Source organism: Leucobacter denitrificans, assembly GCF_014396385.1.
GTDB lineage: Bacteria > Actinomycetota > Actinomycetes > Actinomycetales > Microbacteriaceae > Leucobacter > Leucobacter denitrificans.
Genome location: NZ_CP060716.1, coordinates 189,492 through 207,329 on the forward strand (window position 1 = coordinate 189,492; position 17,838 = coordinate 207,329).

Annotated in this window: 17 protein-coding genes; 12 read left to right on the forward strand and 5 right to left on the reverse strand. The window is 57.3% G+C overall.

Features of this window, described 5'->3' with window-relative positions; all coding sequences use genetic code 11:
* The first annotated feature begins 95 nt into the window (after window positions 1–95).
* Genes H9L06_RS00910 through H9L06_RS00925 form a run of 4 tightly spaced genes read left to right on the forward strand, consistent with a single transcriptional unit; the run spans window position 96 to window position 4,475 of the window.
* The gene (locus H9L06_RS00910; protein WP_187555449.1) at window positions 96–1,199 is read left to right on the forward strand and encodes an MBL fold metallo-hydrolase; all 1,104 of its coding nucleotides are present in this window, start codon (window positions 96–98) and stop codon (window positions 1,197–1,199) included.
* Window positions 1,200–1,231: 32 nt separating this feature from the next.
* Window positions 1,232–2,266, forward strand: coding sequence for an acyl-CoA dehydrogenase family protein (locus H9L06_RS00915; RefSeq protein ID WP_187555450.1), 1,035 nt, complete (start codon window positions 1,232–1,234; stop codon window positions 2,264–2,266).
* A gap of 30 nt (window positions 2,267–2,296) precedes the next feature.
* On the forward strand, window positions 2,297–3,514 hold the full coding sequence (locus H9L06_RS00920) for an acyl-CoA dehydrogenase family protein (RefSeq protein ID WP_187555451.1): 1,218 nt from the start codon (window positions 2,297–2,299) through the stop codon (window positions 3,512–3,514).
* Window positions 3,515–3,563: 49 nt separating this feature from the next.
* Window positions 3,564–4,475, forward strand: a complete 912-nt coding sequence (locus H9L06_RS00925; RefSeq protein ID WP_187555452.1) for a VOC family protein — start codon at window positions 3,564–3,566, stop codon at window positions 4,473–4,475.
* Between the two features lie 113 nt (window positions 4,476–4,588).
* On the opposite strand, the gene H9L06_RS00930 is transcribed toward H9L06_RS00925, so the two are convergent.
* The 4 genes from H9L06_RS00930 to H9L06_RS00945 all read right to left on the reverse strand — a co-directional run bounded on the left by H9L06_RS00930 (window position 4,589) and on the right by H9L06_RS00945 (window position 8,057).
* Entirely contained in the window at window positions 4,589–5,311 is a 723-nt protein-coding gene (locus tag H9L06_RS00930; protein ID WP_187555453.1) for an amidohydrolase family protein, read from the reverse strand.
* 101 nt (window positions 5,312–5,412) lie between these two features.
* Window positions 5,413–5,937, reverse strand: coding sequence for an amidohydrolase family protein (locus H9L06_RS00935; RefSeq protein ID WP_187556265.1), 525 nt, complete (start codon window positions 5,935–5,937; stop codon window positions 5,413–5,415).
* Window positions 5,938–6,054: 117 nt separating this feature from the next.
* A complete protein-coding gene (locus H9L06_RS00940; protein ID WP_187555454.1) occupies window positions 6,055–6,780 on the reverse strand; it encodes a PaaI family thioesterase in 726 nt (241 codons plus the stop codon).
* A 95-nt stretch (window positions 6,781–6,875) separates the two neighbouring features.
* Entirely contained in the window at window positions 6,876–8,057 is a 1,182-nt protein-coding gene (locus H9L06_RS00945) for a thiolase family protein (protein WP_187555455.1), read from the reverse strand.
* 158 nt (window positions 8,058–8,215) lie between these two features.
* Between H9L06_RS00945 and H9L06_RS00950 the strand changes: the two genes are divergently transcribed.
* Window positions 8,216–8,989, forward strand: a complete 774-nt coding sequence (locus tag H9L06_RS00950; protein ID WP_187555456.1) for an SDR family NAD(P)-dependent oxidoreductase — start codon at window positions 8,216–8,218, stop codon at window positions 8,987–8,989.
* A gap of 63 nt (window positions 8,990–9,052) precedes the next feature.
* On the opposite strand, the gene H9L06_RS00955 is transcribed toward H9L06_RS00950, so the two are convergent.
* Entirely contained in the window at window positions 9,053–9,937 is an 885-nt protein-coding gene (locus H9L06_RS00955) for an alpha/beta fold hydrolase (protein WP_187555457.1), read from the reverse strand.
* 609 nt (window positions 9,938–10,546) lie between these two features.
* Between H9L06_RS00955 and H9L06_RS00960 the strand changes: the two genes are divergently transcribed.
* The 7 genes from H9L06_RS00960 to H9L06_RS00985 all read left to right on the forward strand — a co-directional run bounded on the left by H9L06_RS00960 (window position 10,547) and on the right by H9L06_RS00985 (window position 17,683).
* Entirely contained in the window at window positions 10,547–12,607 is a 2,061-nt protein-coding gene (locus H9L06_RS00960) for a TRAP transporter large permease subunit (protein WP_187555458.1), read from the forward strand.
* Window positions 12,608–12,766: 159 nt separating this feature from the next.
* Window positions 12,767–14,026, forward strand: a complete 1,260-nt coding sequence (locus H9L06_RS00965) for a type 2 periplasmic-binding domain-containing protein (RefSeq protein WP_187555459.1) — start codon at window positions 12,767–12,769, stop codon at window positions 14,024–14,026.
* A 346-nt stretch (window positions 14,027–14,372) separates the two neighbouring features.
* On the forward strand, window positions 14,373–14,717 hold the full coding sequence (locus tag H9L06_RS11680) for a transposase (protein ID WP_246454426.1): 345 nt from the start codon (window positions 14,373–14,375) through the stop codon (window positions 14,715–14,717).
* Window positions 14,608–16,350, forward strand: coding sequence for a TraM recognition domain-containing protein (locus H9L06_RS00970; RefSeq protein WP_246454427.1), 1,743 nt, complete (start codon window positions 14,608–14,610; stop codon window positions 16,348–16,350). Before H9L06_RS11680 ends, H9L06_RS00970 begins: the two co-directional genes overlap by 110 nt.
* Before the next feature lie 86 nt (window positions 16,351–16,436).
* Window positions 16,437–16,892, forward strand: a complete 456-nt coding sequence (locus H9L06_RS00975; RefSeq protein ID WP_187555460.1) for a single-stranded DNA-binding protein — start codon at window positions 16,437–16,439, stop codon at window positions 16,890–16,892.
* Window positions 16,893–16,910: 18 nt separating this feature from the next.
* Window positions 16,911–17,477: a hypothetical protein gene (locus tag H9L06_RS00980; protein WP_382336545.1), complete on the forward strand. Its 567-nt coding sequence runs from the start codon at window positions 16,911–16,913 to the stop codon at window positions 17,475–17,477.
* Window positions 17,477–17,683: a hypothetical protein gene (locus H9L06_RS00985; protein WP_187555461.1), complete on the forward strand. Its 207-nt coding sequence runs from the start codon at window positions 17,477–17,479 to the stop codon at window positions 17,681–17,683. Before H9L06_RS00980 ends, H9L06_RS00985 begins: the two co-directional genes overlap by 1 nt.
* Window positions 17,684–17,838: the final 155 nt, after the last annotated feature.

Genomic DNA, 17,838 nt, shown 5'->3' on the forward strand with positions numbered 1-17,838 from the left:
TTCTGTATTCCAGGGGTTCGGCTCTCTGGCCGAAAGCTCGGTAACAAACTCGGTTCCTGGTAATGGGGATGCCGATAATCAAAGGAAATGAGGCAATGACAGCTGCTGAACCGTCGGTTGCCGCTCGCCAACAGCATGAGGCATGGCTCGAACGCCGGGTGCCCTCAGTCGAGCGTGTCCGCCCGGGGCTCTGGTCGCTTCCGATTACTATCCCCAATAGTCCGCTTCGCTACGTGCTCATTTACGTCATCGAGCTCCCTGACGGAATCGCTCTCGTCGACACTGGGTGGCCCCATGATGAATCCTGGAATGCCTTGGAAAGCGGGCTCGAGAGCATCGGCTTCTCGGTCGAAGATGTGCGCTACGTCCTTATCACGCATTCGCACACAGATCATCACGGGTTGACGCATCGAATTACAGAGCGCAGTGGTGCGCTCGTTGTCATGCACGCTGTTGAAGATGAGGTGATCCGTGAACTTGAAGCGGGGAAATCTGGTGCGAGTGAGAGCGACACTGAATGGCTCTCCGCCCGCGGAGCGAGCGAAGAGCAACGTCTGGTCATCCAAACGGAAAAGGCTCAAGGGAGCGGACCTTCAGAACCTGTCATTGTTCTACCCGATATTTTGATCACAGATGGTGACAGACCCCTGCCGGGTCGGCCTGACGTCGTCGCGCTCTGGACTCCAGGACACACTCGGGGCCATCTCTGCTTCCACCTGGAAAATGACCGGGTTCTGATCTCGGGCGATCACGTTCTTCCGCGGATCACTCCGCATGTAACTCGAGCCTCCTTCGTTCCGCTCGACCCGGCACTGACGAATTACCTCGAATCGCTCAAACGCATCTCCGCCCTCGACGTAGATGAGGTACTTCCGGCACATGAGTATCGCTTCTCTGATCTTCACGCGCGGATAGATTTCATGCTCGCTCATCACGAAGAACGATTCCTCGAGATTCTCGCCGCGGTGAGAGACGGTGCACGCACCACGTGGGACGTTGCCGAACGTATCTCCTGGTCACGTGGATGGGATGCGACGAGCGGTTTTATGCGTCAGACAGCCCTGGCTGAAACCTACACCCATCTCAAGCATCTTGAGGCTACGGGCAGAGTGAAACACGCGTCTCAGCGTCCTGATGAATGGGTCATCGAAGGCGATGCACAGGCGCATGCAGAGACATTGATACACCAAGAAATCTGAAACACACATTATTGAAAGGCTGATCTCGACTTATGGATCCTAACGAACTCAGGCGCCTCGACTTTTCGCTCAGCGAGGAGCAGGAAGCCATCCGTGAACTCTTTGCGGACTTCTTTGAAAAACAATCTCCGACGACGATCGTGCGGGAAGCCGAGCCCACGGGGTTCGACCAGAAGCTGTGGGAACAATTAATTGAGCTCGGTGTCACTCAAATGGGCGTACCGGAGGATCGAGGCGGAGACGGCGTCGGTATTTCTGAGCTAGCGATCATTGCTGAAGAATTCGGACGCACACTCGCACCCGTTCCGCTTCTTGAGCACATTGTTGCTACACGATTGCTCGCGCAGGTGAACGACGAATCTGTGAATGAGGTGCTCGCCGGAGCAATGGATGGAACCAGAATCCTTGGAATCGCGACCGAACCTCTCGTCAATAGGGGACTCGTCTCCACGGCAGCAGTGGCAGCAGATATTGTCGCTTTTGATGGTGACTCTCTCATCATCGTTAGCTCTGAGAACCGTACACACGTGCCGAACCAGGCATCGCTCCCGTATGCGTGGGTTGACCCTCACACCGAAGGGGTAGCGAAAGTATCGTCCTCGAATGCTGCAGAACTCTATGATATTGCCCTGCGTGAGCTCAAAACGTTGACGGCTGCAGCGCTTGTTGGACTCACTGAAGCTGCTTTGAAGCTCTCACTCGAGTTTGTTAAATCGCGCGAAACGATGGGGATATCAATCGGTGCCCTCCAGGGTGTGTCCTTCCCTCTCGTCGACGTCTCTATCGGTATCTCAGGGTCGCGGAATCTCGCGTACCGCGCGGCCTGGTTCCTTGATCACGAGCCCGAGGCAGAGCCTTGGCTTCAAGCCTCCGCGCTGGTCAGGGCCACCGAGACCGCGACTGTTGGGGTGACTACTGCTCAGCATATGCAGGGTGGCCTCGGATTCACTGTCGAAGCAGACGCCAGTCTCTACTTCCTTCGTGCCAAGGGCTGGGCACTTGCAGCGGGTAATCCGCGCGACGACAGTCGCCGGATCGGCGAACTTCGAATCAACGCGGCTGCATAGTAGCCATCACGAGCGTAAGGATAAAGAACCATGGATTTTAGTAAGATTGAGCTCAGCGCAGAGCATGAGCAACTCAGGGCAGACATTCGTGACTTCGTTCGCGAGTATTTCACCCCTGAAGAGTATGAACACGAACACAAAACCGGCGATGCGTTTAATGAAAAGATTCATTTGGCGCTGGGGGAGCGCGGTTGGATTCAACCTACATGGCCCAAAGAGCGCGGCGGTGCTGGGCTGGATCGACTCGGGGCGAAGATTCTCGATCTGGAGCTCAAAAAAACTCGGCTGCCTATGATCGCTCTGGGCACGACCGATCTCGTATCGAAGGCAGTAGAACGTTTCGCTAGCCCCAATATTCGTGACGAGGTGCTGAAGGGTGTTGCAAAGGGCACCGTTCGTTTCAGCCTCGGATATACCGAACCCGATGGCGGTTCAGACATTGCGGGCGCTAAAACCAAAGCTGTGCGCGACGGTGACGAGTGGGTCATTAATGGGTCGAAGATGTTCACCACGGGGGCCCATACTACGCAGTACACGTTCTTGATTACGAGGACGGACCCCACTCAGCCCAAACACAAGGGCCTCACCATGTTCCTCCTCCCTCTGGACCTGCCAGGAGTTGAAATCCAGGGCATTTGGACCTACAGCGGTGAGCGCACGAACATCGTCTATTACGATGACGTTCACGTCAGTGACGACTATCGTCTTGGAGAAGTCAACGGAGGGTGGACGGTTCTGCGTGGGCCGCTCGATGAAGAGCACAGTATCGGCGCGGGAGAAGACGACGGCCTCGACGAACCTTCGATTGGGACCAACTTCATTCGTGAGCTCCATTACGCGCTCGACGACACCGCCGAATGGGCGAAGACGGAGCGGGCTGATGGTTCACGACCGGCGGATGAAGCGGGGGTGCTCGAACGTATCGGGGCCCTCACCGCACGATACGAGGAGGCCGTGATTACTCAGGGGCCCGCTGGTCGTATCGCTGGGTCGGAAACTCTCGTTGAGGGCTCTGCCGAACTCCTCGATCTCATAGGCAGAGAAGCACTGGTCTCGAGAGACGGTGACGGAGCGGTCGGAAACGGACAGATCGACTATGCGCACAGGTTTGCCCAGGGGACTGCAACCTATGCGGGAACAGTCGAGGTATTCCGTACGATCTTGGCCCAACATGTTCTTGGTCTGCCCCGACCCAACTATCCCGGTTCACGTGACTTTGGGGTGTCGGCATCGACAAAAGTCTCGTGAGCAACGGAACATTCAGTATTTACAATAAGTTAGCAATGAAGGAGTACTCATGGCGATTGGACGCCTTTTCCACATCATTCATTTAACGGACGACTTGCCAGCGCTGGAATCTTGGTATGACGACGTGTTCAGCGTTCAGCGCGGTTTTCTCGATCACCACTACATGGAGGGTGAGCGCCGCGATGCGTCGCTCGTGTTACTCGGTGACTCCGTCATCGAGCCACTCGCACCCGCCTTCCGTGTCGATGACTGGGCGGAGTTCCCCCTCGGGCGCTTCTACAACCGCTTCGGAAAGCACTGGCACTCGATCGCTTGGTACACCGATGACGCGGGCGAGATCTGGCAGCGTCTTACCGATGCCGGCGTGCGCGTGTACATCGAGGGCGGCAAACTCACGGATACACGTCCTGGCCCTGATTCAGCGATTATGACGCACCCGAAAGACACGCTCACTCAGCTTGAGTTCATGCGGCCCAGCGGCGTCGTTGAAGAGAACGACCCGAGACTGAAGCCCGATTGGGACCCCAACTGGTGGATCAACAATCATCCGATTCAAACCCCCGGTCTTGCATACACCACTGTATTGACCAAAGATCTTGAGCGTGCCGAAAAAGTATACGGGGAACTCCTCGGCGGCACTGTGCTCCACAAAAGTTCTTCCGAGCTCACCGGTACTGACGACATCTACGTACAGGTCGGAGACACCGTGGTGCAGCTGTCGAAGCCGAACACCGACGGCACCATTGCCGCGCAGGATTTCGAAAAGAACAAGGAAATCCACCACGCGGCGGCATTCAAGGTACTCGATCTCGATAAGACCAAAGATTACCTTGAGGAAAAAGGCATCAAGACCGTAGCTCGCGATGATGAGACGCTCATCAGTGATCCGGAGACTACCCACGGTGTACCTTTCCGTTGGACCACCTGGGATGTGCCAGGCGGCCCTCGCGACGGAAAGTGACACGCGCATCAACAACCACACCGCGGTTGGGTGAGCACGTTTTGCTCATCCAACCGCGGTGTTGTTGTCGCTATCAACCTTGACACTGCAACCCGACTACGACGTAGATACCTCTACGCGTGCGAAACGACACGCCCCTCGATCATGGTCATGACGACGGGGTTCTTCTGACCGAGTTCGATGGCCTCAAGTGCGGGGGACTCAGTCAAAATAAGATCAGCCTCCATCGTCGGTCGCACGAGCTCACGGCGGTGATCCGAGCCGAGTAGCGTGGAGGCGACCTCATGCACCGCCGTAAGATTACTCGGCGGGCAAAGGTAACCGGCAAGGGCTTGTGCCGCAGTGACACGTTCGTCAACGCCAATGACTTTGCCGTCGGGGCCGCGGCGGTTGAGAGCATCGTGCATTACTTGCCAGGGGTTTACTGGACCATACGGAGCATCACTGGAGGCGACGGTCGGCACTCCGGCATCGAGTAGTGTGCGATGACGGTAAAGATGAGGAATATCAGCTGCCTCAACGTCAGTCAGGTACTGATCCCCTCGGTGTCCTAGAAAACCGGGCTGGGTGACCACGGCAAGTCCGAGGTCTCGCATGCTCGGAATAAGCTCGAGAGGCACAATCGCTGCGTGTTCGATCCGATCGCCAGGTATCGCACCCGTCTGTGAGAGAGCGACGAGAACAAGGACGAGCGCCTCCCGCGTCACACAGTGCACCGCAACCGGTCGTCCGGTCCTCCGAGCGCGCGCAATTTCCTCGATGAGTTCGGCCATTGACGGGAGCCCGGTATCCCCGAGTACGATCTTGAGCGCACCGAGCGTGATTCCTTTCGGCACCAGTTGAGGCTCGCTCAGCAGGGTTATTCGTTGAGGGATGTCACCGGCCGCACGCGCGTTCCCAATGAGTCTGGGGTCACGCACCCCGGGGGTCGCGTCGGTTATCTCGGTGAGCCCGAGACGGGAGAGCTCCGTTCCGAGACGTGCGAGGGGAGCTCCCCGGCGGGGGGGAGTTGCGTCTGCAGCCATGCGTCGCCTCGCCAAATACGGCCGGTCGGCATCCCGTTATGGTCGCGTTCAACGGCGTGAGCGGGTGCACTACGGATATCGAGCTGTGCCAGGGCGGCTGAGTTGAGGACCCACAGCGCTCCGCTCCGATGCTGGATGCGTACCGGGGCCGCGGGCGCGAGCTCGTCAAGAACTGTCACGTCGAGCGGCCCGACAGTCGACTGGTCGTAGCCGATCGCGCGAATCCAGCCGTGAACATCACGCTCCGCCGCGTGCAGCGCACGGCTCAGCGCAGACCGGTTCTTCACCGCCTCAGGCGAGCAATCGACAGAATTACGTGCAGCGGCGAGAGCGAGGATGTGTATATGATGGTCGGCCAGCCCCGGGAGCGCATACGCCCCGTCGCAATCGATGCCGACTCCAGACGCGTGAGTACGGGGGGGACGTATCGAATCGATACGTCCCCCCGTACCTCGAGGTCAACCAGACGCCCATCCATCATGCGCACATTCTGGAGAACAGTGACACGTGAAAGATCAGCCATGAGAGACATTCTCTCACCCAAATTCGAAAATTCAGCGTGCCTCGTACGAGACGGTGGCGATGCCCGCGAGCTTCCCATCGGTTCGGCGCGATTCCACCCGTACAACCGTGAGTGAGCGTCCTGTATGAACGCGAGTAGCAACCACCGTAAGGAGATCGTCCACGGGTATCCCCCTCAAAAACGAAACCCGTATCGATGTTGGTCGCCACAGCGCTTCTCCCAGAGTTTTGCGTGCGGTGTATTCAAGTGCGATGGTGTGGATGCCCCCGTGCATGATGCCCCGCGGATTTGCGAGCCAGAGGGGAATCGGTAACGTGCCGATGGCACCGTCGCTTGTTCCTTCGAACAGCATTGGCAGCATTGTCGTAAAGGGTACCGTTTCCGCAGGTGCTGGAGGCAACTCGAGGTAACCGCCCTCGGGAACCGGGAGGTACCTTCCGCTCAGCGACGCGATTGCGACACGGTCTCCACGACGGTTAGATATCTCCCCTTTCGAGAGCCCTCCTACTTGGCTTATGCCAACGATGTGGGTGTCTAGTCTGAATTCATCGTCCGACGGGTCAGCCGCAGGATTGAAATCGATCGACAGCTCCGTAGTCACCATGCCGTTCATACCCGGCGGATGACCGTCGAGGAGCACGAGACTGAGACCATGGTCCGCGAGCATTCCTAACGAAGCCCAAGCGAAAGCGCCCTCGTCGTTACGGAACCACGGGCCGGGTTTTTGGACGTAGATACCCTCACTGGGGGGATCCATGGGTACTCCCGTGAGCGACCACGGAGTTTGTTGCCGCAAGGCGGTTTCGTTGCCGAGGGTACTCAGGGGAGCTGTCCGTTCGGAATCGTGTGGGCTCAAGGCTGTACCTCAATGACAAGTGCGCCTGCTTGTCCACCACCCGCGCACATTGCGGCTACTCCAATACCACCGCCTCGACGTTGCAGATCGCGAATCAGTGTGTTGACCATTCGCGCGCCTGAGGCCGCAACGGGGTGCCCGATCGAGCAGCCGCTCCCGTGGATGTTCACGATTTCTTCGTCAATGTTGAGAAGCTTGCATGCCGCCACCGGGACGGAGGCGAACGCTTCGTTGATTTCCCACACTGCAACGTCAGAAACTTCAAGACCCGCTTTTCCGAGTACACGGGTGATTGCGTGCAGAGCACCGACGCCCATGAGAGCCGGGTCAATACCAACCGAAGTCCATGCGCGGATTGTGGCCAAAGAAGTGAGGCCCTCGCTCTTTGCGAGATCAGAACTGGTGACCGCGACCGCAGCAGCAGCATCATTCATTCCGCTGGCGTTTCCCGCTGTAATTGAGAAGCCCTCGATCTCCGGGTGGAGAACGCGGAGCGAAGCGAGCCTTTCGCGGGTAGTGTCACGACGCGGGTGCTCGTCAACGGAGAATTCAACGGTTTCTCCGCTCCAATTCTTCACCGAGACGGGAAAGATTTCTTCTTCGAAGAGGCCCTTGTCGATCGCGTCGATTGCCCGTTGGTGAGACCGTAAGGCCCACGCATCCATTTCTTCCCGGGAGAGATCTGCGTATTTTGCTGTATTCCAGCCAACCGAGATCGACATGTCCATATTTGGTGCGTCCGCGCGGTTGGGGTGTGTCGGCGGGACCCACGGATCCTCGTAAATGCCACGAAGGCCGGGAACGCGACGTTTAAGCGCAGGGCCGAGAGACGTTGACTGTACCCCTCCCGCAACAATCGCGTCCTCCATTCCAGATTTAATTTGTGCGGCAGCGAGACCGATCGTGCTGAGACTTCCAGCACAGTGTCGATTCAAAGCTGCGCCCGGAACCGTCAGCATTCCAGCCTCGACGGCAGCATGGCGGGCAACATCGCCGCCACCGTAGAGGGATTCCGCAAAGAGTACATCATCAAAACGCTCTGGGTCGAGGCCGCTGCGCTCCACGGTCTCAGTAAGGAGCGCAAGTCCAAGCTCTTCGGGAGTTGTATTTGCAAGGGTGCCTTTGTTGGCCGTGCCGACTGCGGTTCTGGCCCCGGCAACGATGACAGGATCGGTCATTCTGTGTATGCTCAACTTTCTCCATGAGGGCAGCTACTCAGGGAAATGCGTCGCTGCACCGTCGTATTGTATGGTTCTACTGAATCATATACCGTAAAGTCGTGTAGTAGGGAAAGTCCCTACGAAATTTAAGCACACAACGATGTGAGGAGACGTTCATGGAATTAGCAGGTAGTTCAGCACTTGTGACCGGTGGTGTTGGAGGATTTGGAGAGGCAACAGTGCGTCGTCTCGTCGACGCAGGAGCAAAAGTCGTCATTGCCGACCTTGATGAGCAGCGGGGGTCGGCCCTTGTTGAGAAGCTCGGAGCAGATAAAGCAAAATTCGTTAAGACAGATGCGACGAGTGAAGAATCTGTGGGGGCTGCAGTCGCAGCTGCCAAAGACTTTGGTCCGCTTCGCGTGGCCGTGATTGCGCACGGTGGCCCAGCAGCTGGAGCTCGAATTGTCAATCGTCAGGGCGAGCCCTACCCAGTGGAGACCTTCCGCCGAACCGTAGAAATCTTCCTGGTTGCCACCTACAACATTCTGAGTCAGTCAGCAGCGGCGATGTCGCAGAACGAACCACTTGCTTCGGGGCAGCGTGGCGTTGTTATCATGACAGCCTCGATTGCTGGCTTTGAAGGCCAGGTGGGCCAGTCTGATTACTCGGCAGCAAAGGGCGGCGTCATCGGTCTCACATTGACTGCAGCACGCGATCTCGCGCCGGCTGGAGTCCGTGTGATGACTATTGCACCCGGAACATTCTTCACGCGCGCATACGGCGACGTTCCACGCGAAACCATTGAAGAGCGTTTCGGAAAAATCGTTCCCAATCCGAAGCGATTGGGTGAGGCAGACGAATACGCTCAGCTTGCGCTACAGATTGTCGAAAATGATTATCTCAATGGCACTGTGATTCGTATCGACGGGGCCCAGCGCTTTAACATGTGACCTCGTACGCAAAAGAATGGCGCCTCCTCGGAGGCGCCATTCTTTTGCGTATTTAAGGCCTTGTTACGCTCCGGAAGGCGAAGCGAGCACGACATTCTTGAGGAAGTCGTTGACTGCACTTGCAAAGCTCTTGTTGTCGTCGCCGGCAATCATATGACGAGCATTACTCACAACCGTGCTGTACGGTTTATGAAGCACCCCCTCGAGCTCCTTGACGCCTTCCTCGTCGATAACGTCAGACTTGCCGCCGCGCACGATAAGCGTGGGAACTTCTATGAGCGATGCTCGTTTGAGAAGGGCATCGGCATCGGGAACGCGACCCTCGCTTTGAGCGTTCGGCTGCATCATACGGGGATCCCAATGCCAGTACCAGCGGCCATCTGCACGCAGTCGAACGTTCTTTTTCAGCCCCTCCACATTGAGCCGGCGCTCGCGCCCCGTGTATTCGGCGATGGCGTCTGCAACCTCATCGAGGTTCGCGAAGCCGTCACTGTGTCCCACCATGAAATCCGTGATTCTTTTGACTCCTTCTGTGGCTGTACGTGGCACGATGTCCACGAGTACGAGCGCGCGGGCCAGCTCAGGGTTGTCAGACTGTGCAGTGAGCGACGCAAGACCGCCCATCGAAGCGCCTACGAGCACAGGAGGATTTCCTCCCAGCGAGCGCACGAGAGAAACGGTGTCACGAGCATAACTCTCAATGGAGTAGGTACCGTCTTCTGACCATCCAGAGTCGCCGTGCCCGCGCAAGTCAACGGTGTACGAGTTCCATCCCTCGTCGACGAGACTGTCCGCCGTGCTGTCCCACGAGTGTCTCGTTTGACCTCCGCCGTGTAGGAAGATGAGGGTCGGGAGTGTGGAGTCTCCGGTACCTTCCCAATAGTCACCGGTAAGAGTCAGCCCGTCCCCTTGGAGTGAAAGGGTACGAGGTGTGTGAATTGTTGCCATGTATGTTTGCCACCGCCATGTGTCTCGTCGGTTGAGCGCTAGTCTTGCCGCTACCGGCTGTCTTGGTCTCTTGAGGTGTCGAAGAGAAGCGCGGCTTCCCTGACATATACGCACGTTATCGTAAAGCATTCAGTATGTCGAGAATTCGTACCGGCTGCCTACGTCGAAGATCATGGGGTCGCAATCAGGCGATGAAGCCAATCCAGTTCTCTGATCTAGGCCTGTTTTGCAGTACTTTTTAGAGAAGGACAGCGGGCCCATTTTCGCTCTATTGCTTGCCGAGTGGGGGCAATCTGAGCGAGGCGAGATTCATTGCGCCCATGTGATTCCATCACTGTATCGTTCTCATGTTGACACGATCAAAACATCCGCGTAGTGTATATCTCAACTTACGGTAAGCGCTACGGTAACGTTATTGCTTAACCCGGAAACCCATGAATGACAGAGAGGTCATGCATAGTCCATGTCAACGTTCACTACATGAGCCTTACAACGAGTCGCATGATGCACTCGACCGCGTAACTCCTTAATTTCCCTCCTGAACTGAACGCGGGCGGAGCAGTGTCGCTCCGTACGTCCGCTAATTCTCAATCGATAAGGCACACTTCTATGACAACAACGTCGTTGCAACACCCCGATGATATGGCAGGTATTGCGGAGGGTATCGCCGTGGGCGAATCTGATGCTCTTCGGCAGGAAGCTCCCGATGAGCAGTCCCCTCTATGGGAGAGGATAATCACACGCCTCTCATCAGTGTCTGCCATCTTGGCGGGCCTCTCAATCGTGGTCCTCGGCTTACAAATTGTGCTAGACGCCGGCGGACGCACCCTGTTTAATTCCCCAGTTCCTGGCACGTTGGAATTAGTTTCCAACTGGTGGATGGTTATCGCGGTCTTTCTCGGATTTGCTTTCACACAGTTCAAGGGCGAACACATTCGGGTGACGCTCTTGATAGAAAAGCTTCCCGTCATATGGAGCACGGCGGTCGAGACGGTCATTCTCGCCCTGAGCTTTATCATGATTAGCTTTTTAGCGTACTACCTCACGCTCGACGCTATTCAATCTGTCAAAGTCCGTGAAATAGTGCCGGGATCATTCCCCTTAGCACTATGGCCGATCACGGTACTCATGGCTTTTGGTATGTGGCTGTACGCCGCGCAAATCCTTGTATCAATCACGAGTTCCTTGCGTGCTGCCAAGCGCGAAAAACAATCTGGCGCTGAGCAGCTGCCGTTGCTGTCAGCGCAGAACGTCATGCTGGGCATTTCGGTGGTTGTATCTATCGTCATTACCATTTGTGTGCTCGCGGTGCCCATGTCGCGCGTAACAACCGGCACCCTCCTCATCGTACTCATGGTGCTCCTGCTGCTCTGCGGCTTGACGACGGCTCTCGCAATGATCGTGACCGCCGCACTCGGGCTTTGGGAAATCGTCGGGATGCCGGCTCTCGTCGAGGCTATCGAATCGGTGTCATTTCACTCGGCAGCAAGCTGGAGCCTCAGCGTCGTGCCTATGTTTGTGCTCATGGGCATTGTGCTGTGGCGCACGGGTCTTACAGCCAAGGTATTCTACGCTGCGCGGCTCTGGCTAGGTGGGATGCCAGGTGGGCTTGCGGTAGCGACGAACTTCTCGGGTGCCGGCCTCGCTGCTGCGAGCGGGAGCACCATCGGTATCTCGTATGCGCTCGGTCGGATGGCCATTCCCGAGATGCTGAGAGCCGGGTACAAACCGAGTCTTGCGACCGGTGTTGTTGCCATGGCTGGTACGTTAGGGCAGCTTATTCCACCCAGTGTGCTTCTGGTGGTCTACGCCGGTGTCGCAGCTGTTCCGGTAGGGCCGCAGCTTACGGCTGCAATTCTTCCCGGAATTATTGTTGCCGTGCTGTATGCTCTGGTGATTATTATTCAGGGACTCGTGCGCCCAGACATCGCCCCGAGAGCCAAAGCGACGGGCGTACCGATGAAGGTAAAGCTGAAGGCCCTCGTAGGTATTATTCCTTTGGTCGTCGTGATCTTTATTGTGATCTTTGGGATGCTCTCAGGTATCTTCACCGCTACCGAGGCTGGAGCATTCGGCGCTCTGGCTGCAATCGTAGTAGGTTCGGCGTTTGGTGAAGAGCGCAAGAACCCTAAGCAACTCTTTAAAAAGCTGGGTCAGTCGCTGCAAGAGACGGTGACGGCAACGGCCGGAATCTTCTTGCTTTTGATCGGTGTGAATATGCTCGGACGCTCAATGACAATGAGCGGCGTACTCCGGACGCTCACCGACTGGGTGGTCAGCCTTGGGATGCCGACCGTCGTCTTCTTGCTCGCAATCATGGTGTTGTTCCTGATTCTCGGCATGTTCATGGAGTCGATGTCAATCATCCTGCTCGCAGTTCCAATTCTGGCACCTGTGCTTATTGCGATGGACGTAGATATGCTGTGGTTCGGTATCTTCGTAGTCATGCTCATCGAGCTCGCCTTGGTGACGCCTCCTGTCGGAATGCTCACGTTCATCGTGCACCGGCTCGCGCAGGATAAAGACGTCAACCTGGGGCAAAAGATCAGCCTCATCGATGTGTTCAAGGGGGTTATGCCGTTTGTCTTTACGAGCATTACTTTCATCATCGTGCTTATTTTCTTCCCAGAAATTAGCACTTGGCTCCCAGGAAATCTTGATGTGAAGTAGAAAAGCGTCAACGATGCTTTCGGGCACGATCGAGATGTCCAGGCGATCGCAGACGGCGCCTTCATCTGCGATCTTCGCGCTGATGTTCTATCGACCTAGGAATAGACGAGGAATGTCGAATATTTTCCAACCACATATATAAAAAAATGAAGGAATGATATGAAGTACCAAAAGAATGCTCGTAAACGTCGACTGATTTCTTCAGTCGGGCTCGTGGCGTCAGCGACGTTGCTGCTTGCTGCTTGTGCTGGAGGGGATAGCGGGGATAAGGGAGGAGACTCGGTTGCGTCAGAGGACTTCAGCCCGGTGACGCTCTCCTACGCCGATGTAGGGGGTGAATCTACGAACGGGGCTCCGTTCTATGCTTTTGCTGACGAGGTTGCCGCTGCGACTGATGACAAGGTGACGTTTGAAAGCTTCTTCAGCGGTAGCCTCCTTGGTGTGACGGATTCGCTTGGTGGCGTGCAGAGCGGAACTGCTGACCTCAGCTATGTAGGCGCGTCCGCATTCCCCAATGAGATTCCCATAGCCCACTGGAATAACTCGATGGGGGCTGTTTCCAGTTCCACGTATCCGCTTTCTATCCTGCAGGGGTACATTGCTCAGCAGGAGTGGGCGCTGAGCGATCCTGAGCTGACCGCAGAGCTTGACGCGAATAACCTTATGGTGATCTGGAACTCCTTGCCAGACACCAGAACCGCTCTCATTTGTAAGGATGAGCCCGTGCTCACCCTTGAAGACGCGAAGGGGAAGCGTTTGGGCGTTTCCGGTACTCCTCCGAGTCTTCCCGAAATGGAGAGACTCGGCTTCACCCAGGTGCAGTTGAGCCCGGTTGAGTGGTACGAGGGGCTTCAACGCGGGGTCGTTGACTGCGTTGGCGGCACACCGACAGCAGCTGCGACATATAGTCTCTTTGAGGTGGCCAAGCACTGGACCTTTGCTGACTTCAACGGCTCACCCGGAACCTATACCATGATGAACAAGGAGAAGTTCGAGTCGCTGCCAACTGCTGCTCAAGACGCGATCTGGGACGCATTGCCGACGTGGCTCGTCGAACGAGGCAAGGAGTGGATCAAGAACTACGAAGCTCTAGTGACCGCGCAAGATGAGTACGATGTCAGCTTCTACGATCCTGACGAAGACTTCCAGAATCTGGTGGTCGACGAACAAGCGAAAGCCTACGAGGCACTTGCAGATTCGGCTCCGGATACGGTTGCAGACCCGGCGGCGTTCCTTGATAACTTCCGTTCGATCTATGACAAGTGGGAAACTCGTCTCTCTGAAGAACTCGACTTGCCTACGGAGCACACAAAAGACACGCTCGAGGAGATCGCTGAGTTCGATAGCGATGCGATTGATTGGGACGTGTTCCGAGATATGCTCGCCGAGGTCTACGACGCACACCGCCCTACCGCATAACTCATCTTGCAGCGTCGCTCACACGTCTTCCTTGTAAGACATAGCGACTTCGCGCGAGACAACTACGATGCTCCTTGTGAATCTCTAGCAAGGAGCATCGTAGTTATAGAAGCCATGTCGACGTTATGACAGCGTTCGCAGGGGAAGCTCCGACATCAGCAACGTTCTCTTCAGTCGCAAATTCTCTTCCGTTCGTGCCAAATCCCAAGACATTAGGAAGTACTCTCTGGTGGATCTTCAGTGCGCGATGAAGCGCCTTGCCGTCCATGCCTGAACCTCATCGCTAAACGTTGGGGTGTCATGATGGTTGTAGACAGGAGAACTCCATTGGAAGGAACCCTAACAAATGTCTACACGTCGTCCCCGCAGAGAGTTTTCTGACGAGTTCAAAGCCGATGCGGTGCGCATGGTCACCGAGCTTGGAAAGACTCGTGCGCAGGTTGCCCGCGATCTTGATATCAACGAGTCAACACTCGGAAAATGGGTTGCGAAAGCGACCGGCACCCACGGTACGGGGTCTGGGTCTGCTCGCCGTGCTCCTGACCCTGATTCAACCGACCCCTACGAGATGCAGCGCGAGATTGACCGGCTGCGTGAGGGCGGTGCTCATTGGGACCTTCGGGCTCACTCTCGTGCTACATGCTGCCGGTTCGGTCGCAGCGTTCCTCACAGGAGTGAGTCAACCCGGTGAGGGTATTGCGGGAGGCGTCGGGGTCCTGTTTGATCCGACGCACCCGGGTCGAGCGCTCGGCAGCGACGAGTTGAGTCCATTCGTGTACTGGATGGTTGTGGGCGTGATGCTCGCTATTCTCGTCGTGGTACTCATGTGGGCCTGGACTCGTTGGAGACGGCACTCACTCAAGATCGATATGGATCCGCGAAAGCTCCCTGGGACAGCCACCGCATACGAGGTGCAGGCCACCGCATCGTCCCGCGCGCTACTGCGCAGAGCAGCTACTCTCCGGCCATCGCTCGAGCGGCCAGGCCCTTCTGACGTTGGGTACCGACTCGGGCAGTACCGCGGAAAGGGCGTTTGGTCAAGCGTCGAAGACTCGATCCTGCTCATCGGTCCACCTCGCTCAGGCAAGGGACTGCACATCGTGATTCCGGCGATCCTCGACGCACCAGGCGCGGTCGTGACGACCTCCACCCGTCCCGACAATCTGACTGCGACGCTTCGGGCACGAACGCGAGTTGGCCCCGTGATGGTGTTCGACCCGCAACATCTGGCTGAAGGCGTACCGGCGGGGTTGCGATGGTCTCCAATTCGAGGGTGCGAGGATCCGCTCACTGCAATGATTCGCGCAGCCGGGCTCGCTGCCGCCACCGGGCTCGCCGACGGTGGCGTCGACGGCGGCGGATTCTGGGAAGGTAAGACACGCGTCGCACTGCAAGCGATGATGCATGCCGCGGCACTTGACAACCGCACACCCGCCGAACTGTTCCGGTGGACACTCGACCCATCAGCCGCTGCAGACGCTGTCGCGATCTTGAATGCTTCACCGCGGGCGGCAACTGGTTGGTCCGAGGGCCTTGAAGCAATGATCGAGACCGATCCGCGCACCAGAGACTCGATCTGGCAGGGCGTCTCACTGGCTCTCGCCGCTCTCGCCGACCCTCGCGTACTCGATGCGGTCAGTCCCGGCCCAGATGAAGCCTTCGACCCTGAAGCTTTCATCCGCGAGAAGGGAACCCTCTATCTACTCGCAACCGGTGCAGGCGCAGGGAACAGTGCTGCGCTCGTTGCCGCGTTCGTTGAGGACCTCGTTGAAACCGCCCGTCGAATGGCAGCACGATCGCCCGGGGCGCGACTTGATCCGCCGTTGCTGCTCGCGCTCGATGAGATCGGAAACCTTGCGCCTCTGCCATCGCTTCCCACGCTCATGGCGGAGGGAGGCGGTACTGGAATCACGACGATGCCTGTGCTGCAGTCACTTGCTCAGGCCCGAGACAAATGGAGCGAGGATCAAGCCGCAGCAATATGGGATTCGAGCATCGCGAAGATCATTCTCGGTGGTGCATCGAACTCCCGCGACTTGCAAGACCTCTCGACCTTGATCGGTGAACGCGACGAGTTCACCGACTCCGTCACGCTCGGTGACTACGGCTCACGAAGCAGTCAGCGGTCAGTGCGCCGGGTGCCGATCATGCCGCCCGACCGCATCCGCACCATGCCATTCGGCACAGGAGTCCTGCTGCTGCGTTCAGCTCCACCGATCATCGTCGACCTACTGCCCTGGCCGAAGCGCTCTGACGCAGCCTCTCTCAAACGCGAACGCAGTGAGATCGAAACACTGCTCGAAAACCGACCTACCAGCGAGTGACGAGCAACCGAGCTGGTTGCGCCTACGCACCTTCCTGATACGAGCGGCTGACGTGGCCGCTCCCAATCAGGCAGGAGGACGGTCCCATGACCATCCGCACACAGCAGTCGATCTCAGGTTTCATCGCCAGCGACCCTCAACTCACTCGGACAGACCGCGGCGACGCACGATTCTACGCACGCTTCGGCCAAGAGAACTTCCGCCGCGAAGACGATGGCACGTTTACGAAACTCGAAACAACTTTCCACAACCTAGTGATGTATCGCACCACCGCAGAACGCGCGTACGAGCGCTTCTCGAAGGGCGACAGCTTCGTCGCCGAAGGCTACCTGCACGAGTACAGCTACGAACGCGACGGCCAAGCCACAGACGGCGTGGAGTTTATCGCCAAAAAGATCGGTCACGACACCGCTCGCACCCAATACAGCGTGGAACGAAGCCAGCGCGCCACAGATCACGAAGCACCGGCACGCGGTCAAAGCCGTGCATTCGAAACCCCTCAGAAGCGACCGAGCCCTGACGCTCCGACACTCGGTCGCTGAAACGGCAGGAGCGCAACGATGACTAACAACAATCGCACTGACGAAGTGTTCGACGATATGCCCGAACCAAGCTTCAGGCCTGAAGACGAGACCACACCGCCGCACCCGATCAACTGGAATCTGCTCACCTCCCACGACCTTGAGCAAGAGCTTCTCGCACTCAACCGGTGGGTGAACTGGCTCAGGTTGGAATATGGGCTTCCGGCGTCAGAAGTGCCGCCGCTCTGGCACCGCCACCCAGAGCTTCTCTGGGAGCTGTCGGCGCTACACCTACACTGGCTCAGCGCTTACGATGCGGAACAAGACGGCTCAGCCCCGTTCGGCTGGCATCGAGACTTCGCAGATGCTCGCAACCGACTTCGTGACTGGGTTGCCGCCAGCGGCACCCGACGAGACCGCGATCGACCCACCAGACAGACACCCTGGCCAGGCGAAGAACATTCCCAAGAGGTCGTGGAACAAGTCATTCACGATCGCGAAGCCGACTTCATCGAGTTTGTACTCGAACAGGTACAGGCCCGCGAAGCAGCTGAAGACGCGTTCTACGCCAACATCGACTTCCAAACTGGGGAGGTTCGAGAATAATGACTCGTCCGTATGAGAGGAAAACCGACCGCCGCAGCCGTGAGGAGCGCAAATATTCGGTGCGAGCCGAGCACCGAGCGCAACCGGATGTCGACCTGCTGGCAGAACTGTTGATTCGCTTTGCGCTGCAGGAGGCAGGAGCAGGCCGTGCCTCTGTCTCAGAGTCGCGGAAGGCAGCCCTGGCCGGCATCAGGGCTCAGATGTAGAATAAAGTTGTCCGCCTCGGTGGTGGATGTTGTGGTTCTTAAACCCTCGCGCTTCGGCGCTTGGCAAAATTACGTGGCTTTTCAGCCTAGTCCTACAGCCTTTCGGCTCTTCTCACGATCAACATTCACAGTTGAACCTCCCGCGGTGGGCGCTC

Bases quoted from the DNA above. Each gene is read 5' to 3' on its own strand.
- H9L06_RS00915 (WP_187555450.1), top strand. From the start codon at position 1,232: ATGGATCCTAACGAACTCAGGCGCCTCGACTTTTCGCTCAGCGAGGAG.
- H9L06_RS00910 (WP_187555449.1), top strand. From the start codon at position 96: ATGACAGCTGCTGAACCGTCGGTTGCCGCTCGCCAACAGCATGAGGCA.
- H9L06_RS00980 (WP_382336545.1), top strand. From the start codon at position 16,911: ATGACTAACAACAATCGCACTGACGAAGTGTTCGACGATATGCCCGAA.
- H9L06_RS00960 (WP_187555458.1), top strand. From the start codon at position 10,547: ATGACAACAACGTCGTTGCAACACCCCGATGATATGGCAGGTATTGCG.
- H9L06_RS00940 (WP_187555454.1), bottom strand. From the start codon at position 6,780: ATGGATCCCCCCAGTGAGGGTATCTACGTCCAAAAACCCGGCCCGTGG.
- H9L06_RS11680 (WP_246454426.1), top strand. From the start codon at position 14,373: ATGTCTACACGTCGTCCCCGCAGAGAGTTTTCTGACGAGTTCAAAGCC.
- H9L06_RS00985 (WP_187555461.1), top strand. From the start codon at position 17,477: ATGACTCGTCCGTATGAGAGGAAAACCGACCGCCGCAGCCGTGAGGAG.
- H9L06_RS00975 (WP_187555460.1), top strand. From the start codon at position 16,437: ATGACCATCCGCACACAGCAGTCGATCTCAGGTTTCATCGCCAGCGAC.
- H9L06_RS00920 (WP_187555451.1), top strand. From the start codon at position 2,297: ATGGATTTTAGTAAGATTGAGCTCAGCGCAGAGCATGAGCAACTCAGG.
- H9L06_RS00965 (WP_187555459.1), top strand. From the start codon at position 12,767: ATGAAGTACCAAAAGAATGCTCGTAAACGTCGACTGATTTCTTCAGTC.
- H9L06_RS00925 (WP_187555452.1), top strand. From the start codon at position 3,564: ATGGCGATTGGACGCCTTTTCCACATCATTCATTTAACGGACGACTTG.
- H9L06_RS00945 (WP_187555455.1), bottom strand. From the start codon at position 8,057: ATGACCGATCCTGTCATCGTTGCCGGGGCCAGAACCGCAGTCGGCACG.
- H9L06_RS00955 (WP_187555457.1), bottom strand. From the start codon at position 9,937: ATGGCAACAATTCACACACCTCGTACCCTTTCACTCCAAGGGGACGGG.
- H9L06_RS00950 (WP_187555456.1), top strand. From the start codon at position 8,216: ATGGAATTAGCAGGTAGTTCAGCACTTGTGACCGGTGGTGTTGGAGGA.